The 16,873-nt window shown below is 70.4% G+C and carries 19 protein-coding genes and 1 pseudogene; 12 read left to right on the top strand and 8 right to left on the bottom strand.

Going from position 1 to position 16,873, the window contains the following annotated elements:
- Positions 1-58 precede the first annotated feature (58 nt).
- Positions 59-1,573 (top strand): class I adenylate-forming enzyme family protein, encoded by a 1,515-nt coding sequence (locus tag O1G22_RS23670; RefSeq protein ID WP_270083146.1) that lies wholly within the window; start codon positions 59-61, stop codon positions 1,571-1,573.
- Between the two features lie 312 nt (positions 1,574-1,885).
- Positions 1,886-2,395: an allene oxide cyclase barrel-like domain-containing protein gene (locus tag O1G22_RS23665; RefSeq protein WP_270083145.1), complete on the top strand. Its 510-nt coding sequence runs from the start codon at positions 1,886-1,888 to the stop codon at positions 2,393-2,395.
- On the opposite strand, the pseudogene O1G22_RS44905 reads toward O1G22_RS23665, so the two are convergent.
- A pseudogene (locus O1G22_RS44905) lies at positions 2,373-2,615 on the bottom strand (hypothetical protein); the annotation flags it as partial. The gene O1G22_RS23665 and the pseudogene O1G22_RS44905 overlap by 23 nt on opposite strands.
- Before the next feature lie 74 nt (positions 2,616-2,689).
- Here O1G22_RS44905 and O1G22_RS23660 point away from each other — a divergent pair.
- Positions 2,690-3,097 carry a hypothetical protein gene (locus O1G22_RS23660; RefSeq protein WP_270083144.1) on the top strand — a complete coding sequence of 136 codons (408 nt, stop codon included), beginning with the start codon at positions 2,690-2,692 and terminating at the stop codon, positions 3,095-3,097.
- A 257-nt stretch (positions 3,098-3,354) separates the two neighbouring features.
- Here O1G22_RS23660 and O1G22_RS23655 read toward each other — a convergent pair whose 3' ends face one another.
- Complete coding sequence (locus O1G22_RS23655) at positions 3,355-4,005, bottom strand: response regulator transcription factor (RefSeq protein ID WP_270083143.1); 651 nt, start codon at positions 4,003-4,005, stop codon at positions 3,355-3,357.
- Positions 3,993-5,267, bottom strand: coding sequence for a sensor histidine kinase (locus O1G22_RS23650; RefSeq protein ID WP_270083142.1), 1,275 nt, complete (start codon positions 5,265-5,267; stop codon positions 3,993-3,995). Before O1G22_RS23650 ends, O1G22_RS23655 begins: the two co-directional genes overlap by 13 nt.
- Before the next feature lie 135 nt (positions 5,268-5,402).
- Here O1G22_RS23650 and O1G22_RS23645 point away from each other — a divergent pair, with 135 nt between their 5' ends.
- The 3 genes from O1G22_RS23645 to O1G22_RS23635 all read left to right on the top strand — a co-directional run bounded on the left by O1G22_RS23645 (position 5,403) and on the right by O1G22_RS23635 (position 7,304).
- Positions 5,403-5,918 carry a hypothetical protein gene (locus O1G22_RS23645; RefSeq protein ID WP_270083141.1) on the top strand — a complete coding sequence of 172 codons (516 nt, stop codon included), beginning with the start codon at positions 5,403-5,405 and terminating at the stop codon, positions 5,916-5,918.
- Between the two features lie 66 nt (positions 5,919-5,984).
- Positions 5,985-6,701 (top strand): class I SAM-dependent methyltransferase, encoded by a 717-nt coding sequence (locus O1G22_RS23640; RefSeq protein WP_270083140.1) that lies wholly within the window; start codon positions 5,985-5,987, stop codon positions 6,699-6,701.
- Between the two features lie 324 nt (positions 6,702-7,025).
- A complete protein-coding gene (locus O1G22_RS23635; RefSeq protein WP_270083139.1) occupies positions 7,026-7,304 on the top strand; it encodes a hypothetical protein in 279 nt (92 codons plus the stop codon).
- A 46-nt stretch (positions 7,305-7,350) separates the two neighbouring features.
- Here the strand turns inward: O1G22_RS23635 and O1G22_RS23630 are convergent, their stop codons facing one another.
- Positions 7,351-8,031: a GAP family protein gene (locus tag O1G22_RS23630; protein WP_270083138.1), complete on the bottom strand. Its 681-nt coding sequence runs from the start codon at positions 8,029-8,031 to the stop codon at positions 7,351-7,353.
- A 300-nt stretch (positions 8,032-8,331) separates the two neighbouring features.
- Between O1G22_RS23630 and O1G22_RS23625 the strand changes: the two genes are divergently transcribed.
- The 3 genes from O1G22_RS23625 to O1G22_RS23615 are packed head-to-tail and all read left to right on the top strand — an operon-like array spanning position 8,332 to position 11,493.
- The gene (locus O1G22_RS23625; protein ID WP_270083137.1) at positions 8,332-8,922 is read left to right on the top strand and encodes a hypothetical protein; all 591 of its coding nucleotides are present in this window, start codon (positions 8,332-8,334) and stop codon (positions 8,920-8,922) included.
- Between the two features lie 30 nt (positions 8,923-8,952).
- On the top strand, positions 8,953-10,305 hold the full coding sequence (locus tag O1G22_RS23620; RefSeq protein ID WP_270083136.1) for a Dyp-type peroxidase: 1,353 nt from the start codon (positions 8,953-8,955) through the stop codon (positions 10,303-10,305).
- Positions 10,306-10,362: 57 nt separating this feature from the next.
- Positions 10,363-11,493 (top strand): catalase family protein, encoded by a 1,131-nt coding sequence (locus tag O1G22_RS23615; protein WP_270083135.1) that lies wholly within the window; start codon positions 10,363-10,365, stop codon positions 11,491-11,493.
- A gap of 8 nt (positions 11,494-11,501) precedes the next feature.
- Here O1G22_RS23615 and O1G22_RS23610 read toward each other — a convergent pair whose 3' ends face one another.
- The gene (locus O1G22_RS23610) at positions 11,502-11,762 is read right to left on the bottom strand and encodes a GntR family transcriptional regulator (RefSeq protein WP_270083134.1); all 261 of its coding nucleotides are present in this window, start codon (positions 11,760-11,762) and stop codon (positions 11,502-11,504) included.
- 349 nt (positions 11,763-12,111) lie between these two features.
- Here O1G22_RS23610 and O1G22_RS23605 point away from each other — a divergent pair, with 349 nt between their 5' ends.
- The gene (locus O1G22_RS23605) at positions 12,112-12,408 is read left to right on the top strand and encodes a hypothetical protein (protein WP_270083133.1); all 297 of its coding nucleotides are present in this window, start codon (positions 12,112-12,114) and stop codon (positions 12,406-12,408) included.
- Here the strand turns inward: O1G22_RS23605 and O1G22_RS23600 are convergent.
- Both O1G22_RS23600 and O1G22_RS23595 read right to left on the bottom strand, forming a co-directional pair.
- Positions 12,365-13,810: a zf-HC2 domain-containing protein gene (locus tag O1G22_RS23600; protein ID WP_428986393.1), complete on the bottom strand. Its 1,446-nt coding sequence runs from the start codon at positions 13,808-13,810 to the stop codon at positions 12,365-12,367. The genes O1G22_RS23605 and O1G22_RS23600 overlap by 44 nt on opposite strands.
- Positions 13,807-14,388, bottom strand: a complete 582-nt coding sequence (locus O1G22_RS23595) for a sigma-70 family RNA polymerase sigma factor (protein ID WP_270083132.1) — start codon at positions 14,386-14,388, stop codon at positions 13,807-13,809. Before O1G22_RS23595 ends, O1G22_RS23600 begins: the two co-directional genes overlap by 4 nt.
- Positions 14,389-14,753: 365 nt before the next feature.
- On the opposite strand from O1G22_RS23595, the gene O1G22_RS23590 reads away from it, so the two are divergent.
- Positions 14,754-15,134: an STAS domain-containing protein gene (locus O1G22_RS23590; RefSeq protein WP_270086511.1), complete on the top strand. Its 381-nt coding sequence runs from the start codon at positions 14,754-14,756 to the stop codon at positions 15,132-15,134.
- 205 nt (positions 15,135-15,339) lie between these two features.
- A complete protein-coding gene (locus tag O1G22_RS23585) occupies positions 15,340-15,852 on the top strand; it encodes an EF-hand domain-containing protein (RefSeq protein ID WP_270083131.1) in 513 nt (170 codons plus the stop codon).
- A gap of 46 nt (positions 15,853-15,898) precedes the next feature.
- On the opposite strand, the gene purU is transcribed toward O1G22_RS23585, so the two are convergent.
- Positions 15,899-16,780 carry a formyltetrahydrofolate deformylase gene (gene purU, locus O1G22_RS23580; protein WP_225097888.1) on the bottom strand — a complete coding sequence of 294 codons (882 nt, stop codon included), beginning with the start codon at positions 16,778-16,780 and terminating at the stop codon, positions 15,899-15,901.
- Positions 16,781-16,873: the final 93 nt, after the last annotated feature.

Genomic DNA, 16,873 nt, shown 5'->3' with positions numbered 1-16,873 from the left:
GTCAGATAGCAATATGACATCTGACGGTACGTCAGCCAAGTCCGCTCTGGGGGCACCCGTGAACGAGACCCCGCACGCCCTGAGTTCCGCACCCACGCTGTGGGACCTGGTGGCCCGCCGCGCCGCCCTCACCCCCGACCGCCCGGTACTGCTCCAGGGCGACCGCAGCCTGACCTTCGGCGACCTGCGCACGCGCTCGGAACGGGTCGCGGCAGGCCTGTACGCCATAGGGGTCCGCCCCGGCACGGTGGTCGCCTGGCAGCTGCCCACCCGTATCGAGACCGTTCTGCTGTCCCTCGCGCTGGCCCGCCTGGGCGCCGTACAGTCCCCGGTCATCCCCTTCTACCGGGACCGGGAGGCCGGCTTCGCGCTGCGCGAGTCGAAGGCGGAGTTCTTCGCGGTCCCGGGCGTGTGGCGGGGCCACGACCACACGGAGATGGCACGACGGCTCGGCGCGAAGGGGATCTTCGAGGCGTACGACGACTCCTTGCCGGAGGGAGACCCGTCGACGCTCCCCGCTCCCCCCTCCGAGGGCACCTCGGTCCGCTGGATCTACTGGACCTCGGGCACCACCTCCGACCCCAAGGGCGTACTGCACACCGACCGTTCCCTGATCGCGGGCGGCTCCTGCCTGGCGCACGCCCTGCGCCTCACGCCGGACGACGTCGGCTCGATCGCCTTCCCGTACGCCCACATAGGCGGCCCGGATTATCTGGTGATGCTGCTCCTGTACGGCTTCCCTGCGGTGCTGTTCGAGCACTTCGCGCTGCCGGACGCGCTCGCGGAGTACCGGCGGCACGGGGTGACGATGGCCGGCGGCTCGACGGCGTTCTACTCGATGTTCCTGGCCGAGCAGCGCAAGCAGCCGCCGGGAACGAGGCTGATCCCGTCCCTGCGCCTGCTCGCGGGCGGCGGCGCCCCCAAGCCACCCGAGCTCCATCACGCGGTCGTCCGCGAGATGGGCGTACAGCTGACGCACGGGTACGGCATGACCGAGGTCCCGATGATCACCATGGGCGACCCCGAGGACACCCCGGAGAACCTGGCGACGACCGAGGGCCGGCCGCCGTCGGGCATGGAGATCCGGATCGTCGACGGCGAGATACGGCTGCGCGGCGAGGCCGTCTGCCAGGGCTATCTGGACCCCGCCCAGACGGCGGCCGCCTTCGACGCCGAGGGCTTTCTGCGCACCGGCGACCTGGGGCGTCTGACGGACTCGGGCCACCTGGTCCTCACCGGCCGCCTGAAGGACGTCATCATCCGCAAGGGGGAGAACATCTCCGCCAAGGAGATCGAGGACCTGCTCGCCGCGCATCCGCTGGTCGCGGACGCGGCGGTCATCGGCCTGCCGGACGCGGACCGGGGCGAGCTGGTCTGCGCGGTGGTGGAGCAGCCGCCGGATGCCGACGAGTTGACCTTGCCGGAGGTCGTCACATACCTGCGGGCTGCCGGCCTCTCCGTGCACAAGCTGCCGGAGCGGCTGGAGGTGGTGGCCGCGCTGCCGAGGAACGAGACGCTGCGGAAGGTGCTGAAGTACAAGCTGCGGGAGCGGTTTTCAAGGCCGTTCCCTTAGGCCGCTCAGGCAATCCATCTCGTCCGTGGGGGTCCGAGGCCCACGCCGACGCACGGAAGCCTTACGCCGGCGTCCTCAAAGAGCATGACCTCCGCCGGTTTCCGCTCCATGGTCACCCACCGCGACTTCATGGCAGCTCAGCCAACCCGCCCGCGTGACTCGTCCGGTCGGGCGGGCCGTCTCTCGTCCCGGGTTGGTCCGATCGATCGGATCTGCCGGTGAGTCGCACCGGGACGTTCCGGGCAGCGGCAGAGCCGAGGTTATGAATACATCACCTGCCCATCGGTGAATATCAACCTCAGGAGCCACACGATGCGCCCCATCAGAGCAGCCTGTCTCGGCACGGCCACTGCGCTGGTCACGCTTCTCGCCTGCGCCCCTGTGGCGGGCGCCGCCGCGACGGACACCGATTCCGCTCATGCCAAGGGCGGAGACAAGGTCTTCAAGCTCATCGGCCGGCTCGCGCAGGAGACCCGCTTCCCCGTCAACCCCGGCGGCAGCCCCGCCCAGGGCGATCGGGCCGTCTTCCGCTCGATCCTCTTCGACCAGAACGACAAGCAGGTCGGCGACACCGGCGGCACCTGCACCACCACCCGGGTCGACAACGGCGGAGAGGAGGAGTGCGTCGTGACCTACAACCTCCCGGGCGGCCAGCTCTCCGTGCAGGGGATGGTCTTCGGCTTCCTCAATCCGGGCCCTCCCCCTTCGTTCGACAACGGGATCACCGGGGGCACCGGAAAATTCGACCGGGCTCGTGGCACGGTCCACGCCGACACGATCGCTACGAACACAAGGCGCTTCACGTTCGACCTCGACCACTGACTGACCCTGATCGCGATCTACAGATGGAGTACTGGACTCCATCGGGAACCTTGTGGGGCTTGTTCGCCTTCACGTGGCGGACGGGGACGCCGGTGGTGCGCTGTATGACGCGGTCCTGGCCGTCCAGCTCGACCGTGAGGGTGGATTCCGCCACGTGCACGGTCACGGTCCGGCCTGCGTACGGGCAGCCGAGGGAGACGACCTGGCGGCAGACCACGACTTCCACCCGCTGACCGTCATGGGCCTGGGGATGATCTGCGCCAGGGCGCCAGGTCTGTCGCGCGCGCCGTCCGTGTGGCTACGGCCGCCGGCGCTCCGGCTGCCCGCAAAGCTCACGCCCGTACCGCGACGGACCTCGCCCACACCGTCGCCGCCGCTGGCGGCGCGATCAACGCCCTCGGCGGCGCCCACGCCGATCAGCTCTTCATCGACCACTTCACCTCGGCCTACGCCAACCCGCGTGCCAACGCCGACTTCGCCCGGAACCGGATCGCCACCCACCTCACCGCCGCCCGCACCGCGCTGGCCGAAGCCACCAGCATGCTGCGCAGCGGCGCCACGAGCGCGGACCTCGCCGAGCAGCGCGTTCTCGCCGCCCGAAGGCGCAGCCCGCAGACGGTCTCGGCCGCTCCCGGCCAATCCTCCCCACCTCCGGCCGAATCCCCCGCACCGGCGCCGCCGAACCCGGGACGAAGGCGCTGACGCGACGACCGCCCTGACATCACGTCTGCTCCGGACATCGGCCGACCAGCCCGAGCCACCCCGCCCAACCCTCGAAGACTGCGAATACACCAGCGCTGACCGGCCCCACCCATGCCGTGGCCCTGCGCACCACGGCCACCGCCTTCGACGCCCACCGCGGCAAAGCCTGGTGAAGAGCACGTGTCCGAAGGCGCCGCATTCCCCACCACATGGCGATCAGCACCGTTGTCGACTGGGCATGCGGGCGTGATCGCGCACTATGCGGTCGCAACGCCCAGGAAGCGCAGCACCGCCAGGACGCGGCGGTGGTCGGCGTCGGCCTTGGGCAGGTCGAGCTTGGTGAAGATGCTGTTGATGTGCTTGGCGACCGCGCTCTCGCTCACGACCAGCTCGGCGGCGATGCCGGAGTTGGACCGGCCGCCCGCCATCAGCTCCAGCACCTCCCGCTCGCGCGGTGTCAGCCGGTCGAGCGGATCGCTGTGCCGGCGCACCAGCAGCTGCGCGACGACCTGCGGGTCGAGCGCGGTGCCGCCGGCCGCCACCCGGCGTACCGCCTCGGCGAACTCCTCGACGTCGGCGACCCGTTGCTTGAGCAGATAGCCGACGCCCGAGGTGTTGGTGGCGAGCAGATCGGCGGCGTACCGCTCCTCCACGTACTGCGACAGCAGGAGCACGGCGGTACGCGGGTACTGGCGGCGGATCACCAGCGCGGCGCGCACTCCCTCGTCGGTGAAGCCGGGCGGCATGCGCACGTCGACCACGGCGATGTCGGGCCGGTGCTCCTCGACGGCCGCCAGCAGCCCTTCTGCGTCGGCGACTTGCGCGCACATCTCGAAGCCGGCCGCCTCCAGCACCTTGACCACGCCGATGCGCAGCAAGAGGGAATCCTCGGCGATCACGGCGCGCACGGCAGCTCCACGGTGATGACGGTCGGGCCCCCGGCGGGGCTGCGGCAGGAGAACGTGCCGTCGACGGACGCGACGCGCTTGGCGAGCCCGGCGAGCCCGGTGCCACCGCCGGCCGCCGCGAGATCCGCGCCGCCCGCGCCGTCGTCCGCGACGACCACCAGCAGTGTCTCCCCGATCCGCTCCACGGTCACGTCCGCCTGGGTCGCCTGGGCGTGTTTGACCACGTTCGTCAGGGCTTCGGAGACCACGAAGTACGCGACGGCCTCGACCGTGGGTGAGGGGCGCTGCGGCAGGTCCACCGCCACGCGCACCGGGATCGGGAGGCGGGCGGCGACCCCGGACAGCGCGGCGTCGAGGCCGCGGTCCTCAAGGACGGCCGGATGCAGACCGCGCACCAGGTTGTTCAGCTCGGCGATCGCCTCCTTCGCCTCGCGGTGCGCCTCGTCGATCACCTTGCGGGCGTCCTCCGGCAGGTCGCCGAGGGTGGACCTGGCCAGGCCCAGGTTGACGGCGAGTGAGACGAGGCGCTGCTGCACGCCGTCGTGCAGGTCGCGCTCGATCCGCCGCCGCTCCGCGTCGGCGGCGTCGAGCACGCCGGCCCGGCTCTCGGCGAGGTCGGCGACCCGGCGGGCCAGCTTCTCCGTGCGGCTGGGGCCGAGCAGGACCTCGGCCGCCCGGGCCTCCAGCCGCACCAGAGCGCCGGTCAGCCGGGGCCCGAGGAACAGCAGGGCGAGACCGCCGGCGGTGATGTACACGGCCTGCGTGGTGTACCCGAGGTCGGTGACCCGCCACTGAGGGGGCAGCGCCCAGATCCACACGTAGATGGAGGCGGCCACGAGAGCGGCGGCCCAGACGGCGAGGACGGCGAGGTCCAGGACGGCGAGCAGCGGACCCGCCACGGCGTGGTAGCAGACCTGCCGCCACAAGGCCCGCGTGGTCAGCCGGCGCACCGCCGACGTCCAGTTGCGTCCGGGCCCGGGTACGGCGGGGCGCGGGAGGTCCTTGCCGACGAGCGCCCGGTAACGCCGCCGCTGCCCGACGGTCAGCAGGGGTGTCACCACGAGCGTGAGCAGCACGGGCAGCGGAGTCACGGCTACCGCGCCGGGCGCGCGCACCAACGCCGCCATCGTGCCGAGCAGCCAGAGCCACAGTGGCACCACGGCGAGGTGGAGCGGCAGGCCGGCGGCGACGAGCGCGGTCCGGTGTCCCGCCCTGCGGAACGGCCGGCCCAGTACCAGCTGCAGCCACGTCGTGAGTTGCATGCGTCAAACGGTAAAGCCGCAGGCCATCCCCGTGCCATGACGCTCCCGCCCGGTTCGGGGGTGCACTTTTCTCCACCCCGGGTCGGAACCCTGCGTGACTGACGGCGCCCTGGTGTGCGGCGGAGGGTGGAGCACGTGAAGGGGAGAGCCGGCGGGGAGCGGGGGAAGACGATGCGTCAACTGACCTTGTGTGATGAGAAAGTGGCCGGTGCCGAGGGCTTCGACCGCGCCGAGGTCATCCCGCTCCACGAAGAGGTGGAGGAGCCGCGCCCGGCGCGGGGCATGCGGCGGGCCGGGGGGCTGCTGGTCGCCTGCGGGCTCGGCCTGCTGCCGTGGCTGTACGTGCTGGCCACCGGCCTGCCGGCCACCGCGACCGCGGCGCACTGGCCGGTTGCCTGGGTCGGGCTCGACGCGCTGGAGGCGCTCGGCCTGATCGCCACCGGCCTCCTCGCCGCCCGCGGCGACCGGCGGCACGCCCTGGCAGCCGCCGCGACCGCGACGCTGCTTGTGGTGGACGCCTGGTTCGACACCACGACCGCGGCCCCGGGCGGCGACTTCGCCACCGCGGTCGCCATGGCGCTCGGCGCCGAGCTGCCGCTCGCCGCGCTGTGCGGCCGGCTGGCGCTGCGGGCGCTGGGCCGGCACACGTGACGCCGACCGCCCGACCGCCTACCACGAACAACGATCACGAACCGAATCGATCCACCGGAGAACACCATGCACCGCATCACCACCGCCGCCGTCGCCCCGATCCCGGCCCGGACCCGCTGGGCGGTCGCCGCCGGCGCGGGCGCCGCGTTGGCCGCCGCCTGGTGGCTGGGCGACACGGCGCCCTATCCGTACGCCCAACGCGGCCTGCTCGACGTGCCGTTGCCGTTCCTGACAGCCGACCGGATGGATGCCGTACTGCAACCGCGGCCGGGGGAGCGGATCCTGGAGATCGGCCCGGGGACGGGCCTGCAGTCGCTGCACGTCGCCCCGCAGCTCGGGCCGGAGGGACGGCTCGATGTGCTCGACATCCAGCAGGAGATGCTCGACCACGTGATGTGCCGCGCCGAGCGCGACGGCCTGGCGACGATCAGGCCCACCCGCTCGGACGCACGTGAACTGCCCTACGCCGACGGGACATTCGACGCCGTATATGCCGTGACCGCGCTCGGCGAGATCCCCGAGCCGGATCGGGTACTGCGCGAGGCGGCACGGGTGCTGGCACCAGGCGGGCGGCTGGTGATCGGCGAGTTCTTCGACCGGCACTGGATCCCCTTCGGCCGGCTGCACCGGCTCGCCGACGCCGCCGGCCTCCACCTGACCGAGCGCCGCGGCCCAAGCCCGGCATACCTCGCCCGCTTCCGACCCTGCGGAGCCCACGCGCCCGTTCGCCAGGGCGAGCACCTCGCCGACGGCGACCGGGAAAGCGACGACGGGAAAGCGTGAGCACCACACGCAGGGACCGCGATCACCGAGCAGGTGTCAACGGTGATCGTCAGTTCTGGACAGTATCGCTGTCCTGTTCCGCTTCTGCCCCAAGGCCATTCACCGCAGCCAACAGCACTCGAAGCAGCAGGTCGAGCGTGCCTTGAAAGCTGTCGGAGAAGGGTAGATGGTCCGGGGACCACGCAGCCGTAGAGATCTCCGTGTTGAGGTGGTTGGCGATGTGGCGGTACTTCGCTCGGTATTTGCGGTTCCGTTCAGTTGGCAAGGTCGAGTCCGGTCCGCAGCTGGACTACAACCCACCGAAGAGGGACGACCTTTCGGCGGATGTCGTACTTGGACTCATTGATCCGCCCAGGACCCACGAAAGACAGCTCGGCAGTCAACCTCGCGGTGTGGCAGGGGCAGAAAATGCCGACTCGGCAGGCATGTTCTGACCTGATCTCGACTCAGGGCGTCTGGATGGTCGAAGTTCAGAAGGGCACAGTGATCTGCCTCAAGACGCAGGCCGGGCGCATCGCTGTCCTGACCATCACATCGACGAGCGACAGCTTCAGCACGGGTGTAATGGCTCAGGCGACCGTATGGTCAGAGATTGCCGACTGACTATTACATTGCCATCCACTCGGTCGCTTCGTCTGCTCGATCTTTCTCAGCCGGAGGTGAGGATGGAGATGCCGTCTCCGAGCAGCTTCACCCCGAGCACGAAGAACAGGACGGCCATCACAGCGACATTGTGCTGAGCTGCCCACTCTTTCCAGTTGGCGAGCGTGGTCTTGGCGCGCTCTCCCCCGAGGAGGAAAACTCCCAGCGGGGCCAGCAGACCAAGGGTGGCGATCAGGACGAAGATGGCCAGCGATGCGATCTGCTGCCCGACCGGCAGTCCTGCTGAGCCGATCGCGGCGCCCGCGGCGATCGTCAGCGGTGCGTTCTTGGCGTTGAGCGCGGCCAAGGCCAGCCCGAGTGCGAACACCTTGACCGGCGTGAGGCGGTCGATCGCGCCCATCCACTTCGGCAGCTGGGCCTGCGAGGAATCCCTGGGGCGTCGGCGCCACTGCCGGGCGCCGAAGAGGACGAGGATCACGCCCAGAGCGAGCTTGAGCGCTCCCACCCAGGTGGCCGGATGCTTGTGGGCGGAGGCGCCGGCCGGGGAGGCGATCGCCAGCATCACCGCGCCCAGTACCGCGAGTCCCAGGATCCAGCCGACGGTGAAGAGGACGCCGTTGAGCCGCCCTCGGGGCGTGGCGAGTATGAGGATGACGGCGATGATCGGGAGCGGACTGACCGCGACGGCCGCCGCGAAACCCAGCACGTCACCGAGGACTGCGCCCATGGTTGCCTCCGGGTGGCGATCCAGTGGAGCGGGTGTGGCGACGGCGGCGTACTTGGCACGTCCCACCGCTTCCATCTTCCTGTGCCTGGCCGGATCTGTCCTCGGGAGCTTCTCGGGACGCGAGGGCTCCTGGCCTGGCCTGCACCGCCCGCTCCGATGCCGTCCCGGGCGACCGCATCGGCCGGGGCTGAGGATGCGAGGCGCCGCATCCGCGGTGAGCATGGGCATGTGAGGGCGATGGCGTCCCATGTTCGGGTGCTGGGCGACCCTCGCACCGATCCGTGGCAGGAGGGTTTCACGATGACTGCGACGACAGGTGCAGGCCGGTCAGCGCACCCCGAGCGGCCAGGCAAGTCGGATGGGGTCTGCAGCGAGTTCACCGTCTTCACCGAGATCAAGCCGGGCCATGCGGACGCGTTGCGTGAGGATCTCGCCGCGATGGCCGACACGGCGGATGACGAGAGGGTCCACGCGGCGGTGCGCCAGATCGGCACCCTGCATGACGCACGGCATGTGATCTTCGACAACGACACCCGGTTCATGTTCGCCAGCGTCTTCGACGGCTCTTGGGACACCTACATCGACGACTTCGCCAAGACAGTGGTCGGGGAGCGCTTCGACAAGGTCTTCTCGCACAGCGTGGGGTTCCCCGGCGTCAAGGATCCAGGGGTGAAGGACTGGTTCGTCGCCCACCAGGCGCCCGCGGGGGTCTTCGTCAGCGCCTATCCCGATCTGACCGTTCAGCAGATCTACAAGGACCAGCGCGTGGACGAAGCGTTCCAGGAGGTGCTGGACACCGCCGAGTTCCGCGCGGCGCTGGAGAACCCGGCCAACGCGGAGTTGGTGGCCACGCCTGCCTTCCAGAAGCTGCTGGAGGAAGCCTCGGCCTAGAGCCCGGACGATGTGGAGGCACAAGCGATCATGAAACCTGCGGACAGCAGCGGCGCGACCGGTGTGCGTGTCGAGATCGACGACGTCCAGAGCGGGGCCCTGCGTCCACGGCCCGTCCCGTACGAGGGAAAGTTCATCTTCCTGCGCGTCGACGACCGTCACGCCGGGCGCGCCCTGCTGCGCCGGCTGCTCCCGGTGACCTCGGGTGGTCTGCCCGACGCGGACCGGAGCGGGGAAGCCTGGGTGGCTGTGGCGTTCACCTACCAGGGACTGAGGGCCCTGGGGGTGCCGCAGGAGTCGCTGGACAGCTTTCCGCAGGCGTTCCGTGCGGGCATGGCCGCCCGGGCGGAGCTGATCGGAGACGTGGGCGAGAGTGCGCCGGCCCACTGGGAGGCACCGTTCGGAACGGGTGATGTCCACATCGCGTTGAGCGCCCTCTCCTCCGATGCGGCGCAGCTGGACAGGGAGCTGAAGCGGGCTCGTGTCGCCTACGAGGACACCCCCGGTGTCCAGGTGATCTGGCAGCAGGAGGTCCGTCAGCTCCCGACCGGCCGCACCACCTTCGGGTTCCGTGACGGCATCAGCCATCCGAACATCGAGGGTGTCGGACTGCCGGGCTCCAACCCGCAGGAAGCTCCCATCAAGGCCGGCGAGTTCATCCTCGGCTACCCCGACGAAACCGGCAGCCTCCCGCCCATGCCCGAACCCGAGGTGCTGGGGCGCAACGGCACCTACGCAGCCGTCCGCAAGATCCACACCAACGTGGCGGCCTGGCGCCGTTACCTGCGCGCGAACAGCTCCAGCGCAGAGGAGGAGGCACGTCTGGCGGCGAAGATGGTCGGGCGCTGGCCCAGCGGGGCGCCGCTGACGCTGACGCCGGAGCATGACGATCCGGAGCTGGCGGCCGACCCGCAGCGCGTCAACAACTTCCTGTACCGGGAGAACGACGACCGGGGGTACCGGTGCCCCGCCAGTGCGCACATCCGGCGCACCAACCCCCGTGATTCCACCATCATCGGCGACGCACGCATGCACCGTCTCATCCGCCGCGGCACCACCTACGGCCCGCCGCTGCCCGAGGGCGTGCTGGAGGACGACGGCGCCGACCGCGGCCTGGTCGGGGTCTTCCTCGGAGCCCACCTGGAAAGGCAGTTCGAGTTCATCAAGGCCGAATGGGTCAACGACGGCAACTTCATCGGCTATCCCGGCGAGCAGGACCCGGTGGCCGGGCATCACGGCGGAACCGGCACCGTCACCATCCCGGAGAAGCCGGTCCGGCGTCGCCTGCAGAACCTGCCCAGCTTCGTGGTCACCCGAGGCGGCGAGTACTGCTTCGTACCGGGTCTGCGCGCCTTGCGCTGGCTCGCCGAACTGGAGGGCTGAGGGCAGTTCCAAGCCGCTGAGGTGCGATCACGGTCTCTGAGAGGAGAGGTCGGAGTCATGGCAGCACAGTTCGTCCGCTACACACCGGACATCGAAGACGACGATCCGCACTTCGACGAGAGCCTGCAGACGGTGATCGCAAAGACCGAGAAATACATCACCGAGTCGGTCGAGGCCGGTGGCACCGGACGGGCCCTCCGCGACGCCCATGCCAAGGGCTACGGGCTGGTCCGGGGGCAAGTGGAGATCCTGGACGGGCTCCCCGCCGAGTACGCCCAGGGGATCTACGCGACCCCGGGAACCCACGACGCGCTCATCCGCTTCTCCAACGGCTCGCCCCACGCCGGAGCCGACGCGCGACTGGGCGCCGCCACCGGACTGGCGCTGAAGATGTTCGACATCCCCGGTCCGACCCTGCTGGAAGACGAACCGGACACGGGCACCTTCGACTACGCCAACATCAACGGACCGATCTTCTTCTGCAACACGGTCGAGCACTACCTGTTCATCCAGGAGCTGTTCCTCGACGCGCCGGCCTACTTCTCGCAGGGCCGGCCCGGAGCACATCGCTTCTTCACCGAGTTCGTGACCGGAAAGGGAACGCTGGACCAGGACAACTGGGCGTGGGACGAGTTCCTGGCCTTCCTGCGTCTGTCGAAGACCGCTCCGGCAAACGTACTGCTGTCGAGCTACTGGACGATGGGTGCGGTCCGGCACGGGGACTACATCGCCAAGGTGCGCATCACCCCCGACCCGCCCTCCGCCGCCGCGGTGGTCCGGCGGGACATCGACCCGACCTCGGCGGCGGAGGTCTTCCGACCGGCGTTGGAGGCCGAGTTGCAGGAGCGGCCCTACGCCTTCGACATCCAGGTCCAGCTCTGCACCGACCTGGAGCGCATGCCGGTGGAGGACACCACCGTGGAGTGGCCCGAGAAGCTCTCGCCGCCCGTCACCGTGGCCAAGCTACGGCTGCCGCAGCAGGACATCTCCGGCCCGGAAAACCTGGAGAAGATGGACTCACTGTCCTTCACTCCCTGGCGGGTCACCGCCGAGCACGCCCCCCTGGGCAACATCATGCGGGCCCGCAAAGAGGTCTACCGGCACTCCTCCATCGCGCGCCACAAGCTCAACCAGCAGTCACGCACAGAGCCGCGCAGCGCCGACGAGGTACTCGGCCCGGCCCGATGAAGCTGCGTTCAGGAGGCCGGCGTTTCTTCGGCTGCGGGTGGCAGAGGGTCGGCGACGAAAGTCCCCAGGCCGACCTCGCCACGAGTCCAGCCCTGCTCTCGCACATGCCTCATGGCCTTCGCCGCGGTCGCGTTCACCACGCCGAACTCCTGGGCGATCTCCAGAGTGGACGGCACGCGGCTGCCCGGAGGATACGTGCCGTCCTTGATGCGCCGGATGATCTCCCCTGCGATCTGCCGCCAGAGTGGGCGCGTGCGATCAAGGTCCATGACCTTCAGCCTGGGTGACCATGGCTTTCCGCGCATCCGTAGTTATCCACGGTTATCTACGCTAGCCTGCTCCCACGAAAGCGATCGGCCCCGGCGGGAAGCGGCTACTTCCTCGCCAGGGCCTGAGCCGACTGAACTGGAGTCGACCTGCGCCCCTGCCGCCCAGGCCCGTCAAGCCGCCCCTGCCCGTCGTCCTCGCCGACGGCCAGCCCCTCGTCCGGCCCTACGTCACCCTGTGGGAACGCGAACGCGAGGAACTCGACCGACGGCGCCTGCAACGCGAACGGCGCCGGGCAGCCGTACTGGCGACCATGGGCCAGGACTACGCCGTCCCGTGCGAGGTCGCCGTATGAGCGCGTCGCGCCTGCGCAGCCTCGGCGTCGACCCGGCCACCGGCAAGGAGACCTACGCGGTCACGCGGCCCGGTGGCTGCCTCGACGCACTCGCCGACGCTCACGCACTCACGTCAGCTGCCACCCTGCTCGCCGTCGTGGGCGCCGTACTGGACGCGGACAACGCCTCCGACGCCGAACTCGCCGCCTTCGTACCCCCCTTGCACATGGCACTCGGTGAGTGCGTCGGCGTGATCGCCGAGAGCACGGTCACATCCGGCTCAACCCCGCCGTCGCGAACAGCACGTCCCTGATCGCCTGCCGGTCGCCGACCTGGCCCGCTGCCGCCTCCTCCGGTGGGATGTGTCCGGCGGCCAGGCGGCAGAACTCCACGCCGTCCAGGGCGACATGAGCCACCTCGAATTCCGCCGAGCCCACCGCCGCCGGGGAGTCCAGCGGGATCAGCCACTCACCGCCCGCCGCGCCCTCGATCTCCAGGCGCAGGCTGCGGCCGGGCGCGCCCGCCGCGACCAGGTGCGGGGTCCCGCCCGGCGCGGAGCGGCCCGTGCGGCGCCGCTCGGCGAGCGCGGTCGGGAGCATGCGGGCCGCGAGGTCGATCATCTTGTTCAGGTGGCGCGGCGCGGGCGGCTCGTAGGGATAGTCGACCGCCTCCGCAATGTCCTCGGCATGCACCCAGCACTCGAAGGCCCGGTCCAGCATCGCGTCGTGCAGCGGAAGCGAGAAGTCGCCGTACGACACCGGGAGTCCGCCCGCGTGGCTGCCGGTGAAGGCCACCGTGCGGACCAGGCTGTGGCTCTGCTCCCGCCAGGGCCCGCGCACCGAGCGGGTCGGCGGGAAGTGGGAGGTCCGCCAGAAGGCTTCCGAGCGTTCCGCCGGGCCCTCCGCATCGATGCCCTGCATGCCGGTGATCTCGGCCAGCGGGTCCTCCAGGCCGAGCGTGAGCGCGATCAGCCCGTCCACCGACAGCAGGTGGGCGATCACACCGGCCACGGTCGTACGACGGCTCGTCGGCTCGTCGCCCTCGAACCAGCGCAGCCGTACCGGCGAGTGCCACTCGGCGTCCCCGAAGTCCTGCAGCAGGGCGTCCAGCCGCGCGGCCTCGGCGTCGTACGGCGCCGCCCAGGCCGGCAGCGGGATGCGCGGCGGCCGGCGGTCCAGGCAGGCCTCCAGGACGCGGGTGCGCAGCCCCGGGTCCAGGTCGAGGCTCTCCGGCTGGTGCAGCAGGCCGACGGCCTCGCGCAGCCGGCGGGCCTCGTCGGCGCAAGCCCCGCAGGAGCCCAGGTGGTCCTCGACGGCCGCGGTCTCCGCCGCCGAGCAGGCGGCCAGCGCCCAGGCCCCGAGCAGCGACTTCAGGACGTCGTGCGGCAGGTCGAGCGGCACGGGCACCGCCTCTCCCAGATCGGCGAGGCCGGGCAGCAGGCGACCGCCGTCCTCCACGGAGGCACGGGGCGTCGGTATGCGCGGCCGGTCCGGCTCGGGCGTACCGGAACCGGACGGCACCTGCCCGGAGCCGCCGCCATCGCCCTCACCAGAGTGCCCGTTCCCGACGGGACCGCCGGGGCCGCCGGGGCCGCCGGGCACGCCCGGACCACTCGGACCGCGGTCATCGCCATCCCCCTCGTGTCCTCCGTACCCCTCTCCTCCCCCATCTCCCTCGTGCTCGTCGTGTGCCTCGAACCGGTCGGCCTCGCTCACACCGCACCCCCGTGTTCCGGAGGCGCTCCGGCGTCGTGGGCGGTGGAGAGCAGCTGCAGGCCGAGGCGGAGCCGGCGGCGGGCCTCGTCCTCGGTGACGCCGAGGTCGGCGGCGGTCTGGCGGTAGTCGCGGCGCTGGAAGTAGGCCAGTTCGAGCGCGGCGCGCAGCGGGGCGGGCATGGAGTGGACGATGAAGTCGGCGCGGGCGGCGACCGAGGCGCGCCGCACCGTGCGCTCCAGCTCCGCCGTTTCCCCCGTGGCACCGCCGGCCCCGTGGGGCAGCGCGGCGGTCCCGCTGTCGCGCAGCCGCTGCACGGCGAGCCGGTGGGTCACGCCGGCCACCCAGGAACGCAGCGGGCCTTGCTTGGGGTCGTAGCCCTCGGGGTGCTCCCAGACATGCGCGAAGACCTCGCGCGTGAGGGTGTCGGCGGCCTTCTCGTCGCCGAGGACGCGGTGGGCGAGGCTGTGCACGAGCGAGGCGAATCTGTCGTACAGCTCGCCCAGGGCGGCCGCCTCACCGCGGGCGAGCCGCTGCTGCATCTTGCGGTCCCAGCGGGGCGGTACGTCCTTCTTGGCCATGCGGTCCCCTCCCCTCACCCGTGCTCCGGCCCGTCCAGCGTCTCTGCACCGTCCTCCCGAATGTAGTCGGCACCTCTGACAGCGCACGCCCCTTTGTGCCAATGCGCGCCCTCCGAGGCGTCGCAGGTGATAGTGCCCTCTTCACACAACCTTCACACGGAGCGCGGGCATCTCTGACACATCCTTGATCGAATGCGATCGATAGTGACCGAAACAAGCCCCTTGTCGATCACGTCCGGTTTGTTGCACGACGTTTCAGGGAACGGCCGCTGGGCAGCCGCGCGGAAGCAAGCGAAGGAATCGCTTCCGTTTCCAGGCGGTTCCCGCGATTCCGAGAGTTCGAGAGTTCCGGCGAGCGGAGGGGCATAGCCGTGGCATTCAACGTGACCGGCGTCGAACGGGGCGAGTGGGCTGTCCTGCGCGTCTCCGGGGAACTGGACCTGATGACCTCGCCGGTGCTGCGCCAGCGGGTGCACGACGTCGTCGCCGAGGGGCACCACAGCCTCGTCGTGGACCTCTCCGAGGTGTTCTTCTGCGACTCCAGCGGGGTCGGCGTCCTCATCGCCGCCCGTCGGCTGCTCCGCTCCTGCCAGGGCCGGCTCCGGCTGATCCTGCCGGAAGGAGGCGTTGTCGACGGCTCGCACGTCAACCGGGTCCTCGGCGCGCTCGGCGTCCGCCGCCTGTTCGACGTCCGCCCCGACCTCGACGCCGCCATGTCCGACGAGGCGGACCCCCTGTCCGCCTGAAACCCGCCGTTCCACCGACCCGTCGTTCCGCCGACCCGTCGTTCACCGACTCGCCGTTCCGCGATCTTCGCGACAAGTCCACACGTCTGTCCCAGGATTCCCCCGGTCTTGGCACAACCGCCTGTTTTCCGCCACCTCGCGGCCACCCGCGTCGTACGCTCCGTGCGAGATCGACCCACGCACAGGTAAGGCGGCCCGAACAGACATGGTCAGCACCGAGTACGAGCGCAGGATCGCCGCCCGGTTCGCCGGCTTCGACCAGGACGGCAACGGCTGGATCGACCGCGAGGACTTCAGTACGGCCGCCAAGGCGCTCCTCGCCGAGTTCACCGTGCCCGCCCGCTCGGACAAGGGCCAGGCGCTGTACGCCGGAGCGGAGGCGTTCTGGCAGGGCATGGCCGGCATCGCGGACCGTGACGGGGACCAGCGCATCACCCGCGAGGAGTTCGTCACCGGCGCGGTCAAGCGCCTGCGCGACAACCCCGCCCGCTTCGCCGAGATCGCCCGCCCGTTCCTGCACGCGGCGCTGGCCGTGGCGGACACGGACGCCGACGGCCGGATCAGCGTCGCCGACACCGCGCGCGTCCTGCGGGTCCTTCACGTACCGGACGCCCTGGCCGCGTCGACCGCCGCCGCCCTCGACGCGGACGGCGACGGTGTGATCGGCGAGGCGGAGATCGTCCCCGCGTTCGCGGAGTACTTCACGATCTCCGAGTGACCGCCCGACGAGCGCCCGACGAGCACCCGGCGACCGCCCCGAGCTCTCAGCCGAAAACGACCGTCCGCCGCCCGTTGAGCAGAATCCGCCGCTCGGCGTGCCACTTCACGGCCCGCGCCAGCGCCTGGCACTCCACATCGCGCCCGATGGCCACCAGCTGGTCGGGGGTCACATCGTGGGCCACCCGCTCGACCTCCTGCTCGATGATCGGGCCCTCGTCGAGGTCGGCGGTGACGTAGTGCGCCGTGGCGCCGATCAGCTTCACGCCGCGCGCGTGCGCCTGGTGGTACGGCTTGGCGCCCTTGAAGCTCGGCAGGAAGGAGTGGTGGATGTTGATGATCCGGCCGCTGAGCTGCTTGCACAGGTCGTCCGAGATGACCTGCATGTAGCGGGCGAGGACGACCAGTTCGACGTTCTCCTCGCGGACGATCTCCAGCAGCCGGCTCTCGGCCTCCGCCTTCGAGTCCTTCGTCACGGGGATGTGGTGGAAGGGGATGTTGTACGAACCCACCAGTTCCTGGAAGTCCGTGTGATTGGACACCACGCCCACGATCTCCACGGGCAGCGCGCCGATCCGGGCCCGGAACAGCAGGTCGTTCAGGCAGTGCCCGAACTTGCTGACCATGAGCAGGATGCGCATCTTCGCGTCGGCCCGGTTGATCTGCCAGTCCATGTGGAAGGAGTCGCCGATCGCCGCGAAGCTCGCCCGCAGCTTCTCCACCGTCACCGGCTCCTCGGCCGAGAAGTGGACGCGCATGAAGAACAGACCGGTGTCGTGGTCGCCGAACTGCTGGCTGTCCTCGATGTTGCAGCCGGTCATGAAGAGGTAGCTGGACACGGCGTGCACGATGCCCTGCTTGTCCGGGCAGGAGAGGGTGAGGACGTACTGGGCTGCCGGTGCTGCGGCGGGCGCGGACTGCTCATTCATGCACTACAGGTTCCCATACGGCCGCCCCGCCGTGGATGGTCGTCCCGCAGGACGGGACACGCCTCATGGGTCCTACCCCGTCACGGATCCTGC

Source organism: Streptomyces camelliae, from assembly GCF_027625935.1.
Taxonomy (GTDB): domain Bacteria; phylum Actinomycetota; class Actinomycetes; order Streptomycetales; family Streptomycetaceae; genus Streptomyces; species Streptomyces camelliae.
Note: the sequence above shows the minus strand (reverse complement) of the source record. Positions and strands in the feature narration are given on the sequence as shown.

Excerpts from the sequence above, each read along its gene's own strand:
- O1G22_RS23665 (WP_270083145.1), top strand. The coding sequence starts at position 1,886 with ATGCGCCCCATCAGAGCAGCCTGTCTCGGCACGGCCACTGCGCTGGTC.
- O1G22_RS23650 (WP_270083142.1), bottom strand. The coding sequence starts at position 5,267 with ATGCAACTCACGACGTGGCTGCAGCTGGTACTGGGCCGGCCGTTCCGC.
- O1G22_RS23640 (WP_270083140.1), top strand. The coding sequence starts at position 5,985 with ATGCACCGCATCACCACCGCCGCCGTCGCCCCGATCCCGGCCCGGACC.
- O1G22_RS23635 (WP_270083139.1), top strand. The coding sequence starts at position 7,026 with ATGTCGTACTTGGACTCATTGATCCGCCCAGGACCCACGAAAGACAGC.
- O1G22_RS23630 (WP_270083138.1), bottom strand. The coding sequence starts at position 8,031 with ATGGGCGCAGTCCTCGGTGACGTGCTGGGTTTCGCGGCGGCCGTCGCG.
- O1G22_RS23625 (WP_270083137.1), top strand. The coding sequence starts at position 8,332 with ATGACTGCGACGACAGGTGCAGGCCGGTCAGCGCACCCCGAGCGGCCA.
- O1G22_RS23620 (WP_270083136.1), top strand. The coding sequence starts at position 8,953 with ATGAAACCTGCGGACAGCAGCGGCGCGACCGGTGTGCGTGTCGAGATC.
- O1G22_RS23615 (WP_270083135.1), top strand. The coding sequence starts at position 10,363 with ATGGCAGCACAGTTCGTCCGCTACACACCGGACATCGAAGACGACGAT.
- O1G22_RS23610 (WP_270083134.1), bottom strand. The coding sequence starts at position 11,762 with ATGGACCTTGATCGCACGCGCCCACTCTGGCGGCAGATCGCAGGGGAG.
- O1G22_RS23605 (WP_270083133.1), top strand. The coding sequence starts at position 12,112 with ATGAGCGCGTCGCGCCTGCGCAGCCTCGGCGTCGACCCGGCCACCGGC.
- O1G22_RS23595 (WP_270083132.1), bottom strand. The coding sequence starts at position 14,388 with ATGGCCAAGAAGGACGTACCGCCCCGCTGGGACCGCAAGATGCAGCAG.
- O1G22_RS23585 (WP_270083131.1), top strand. The coding sequence starts at position 15,340 with ATGGTCAGCACCGAGTACGAGCGCAGGATCGCCGCCCGGTTCGCCGGC.
- purU (WP_225097888.1), bottom strand. The coding sequence starts at position 16,780 with ATGAATGAGCAGTCCGCGCCCGCCGCAGCACCGGCAGCCCAGTACGTC.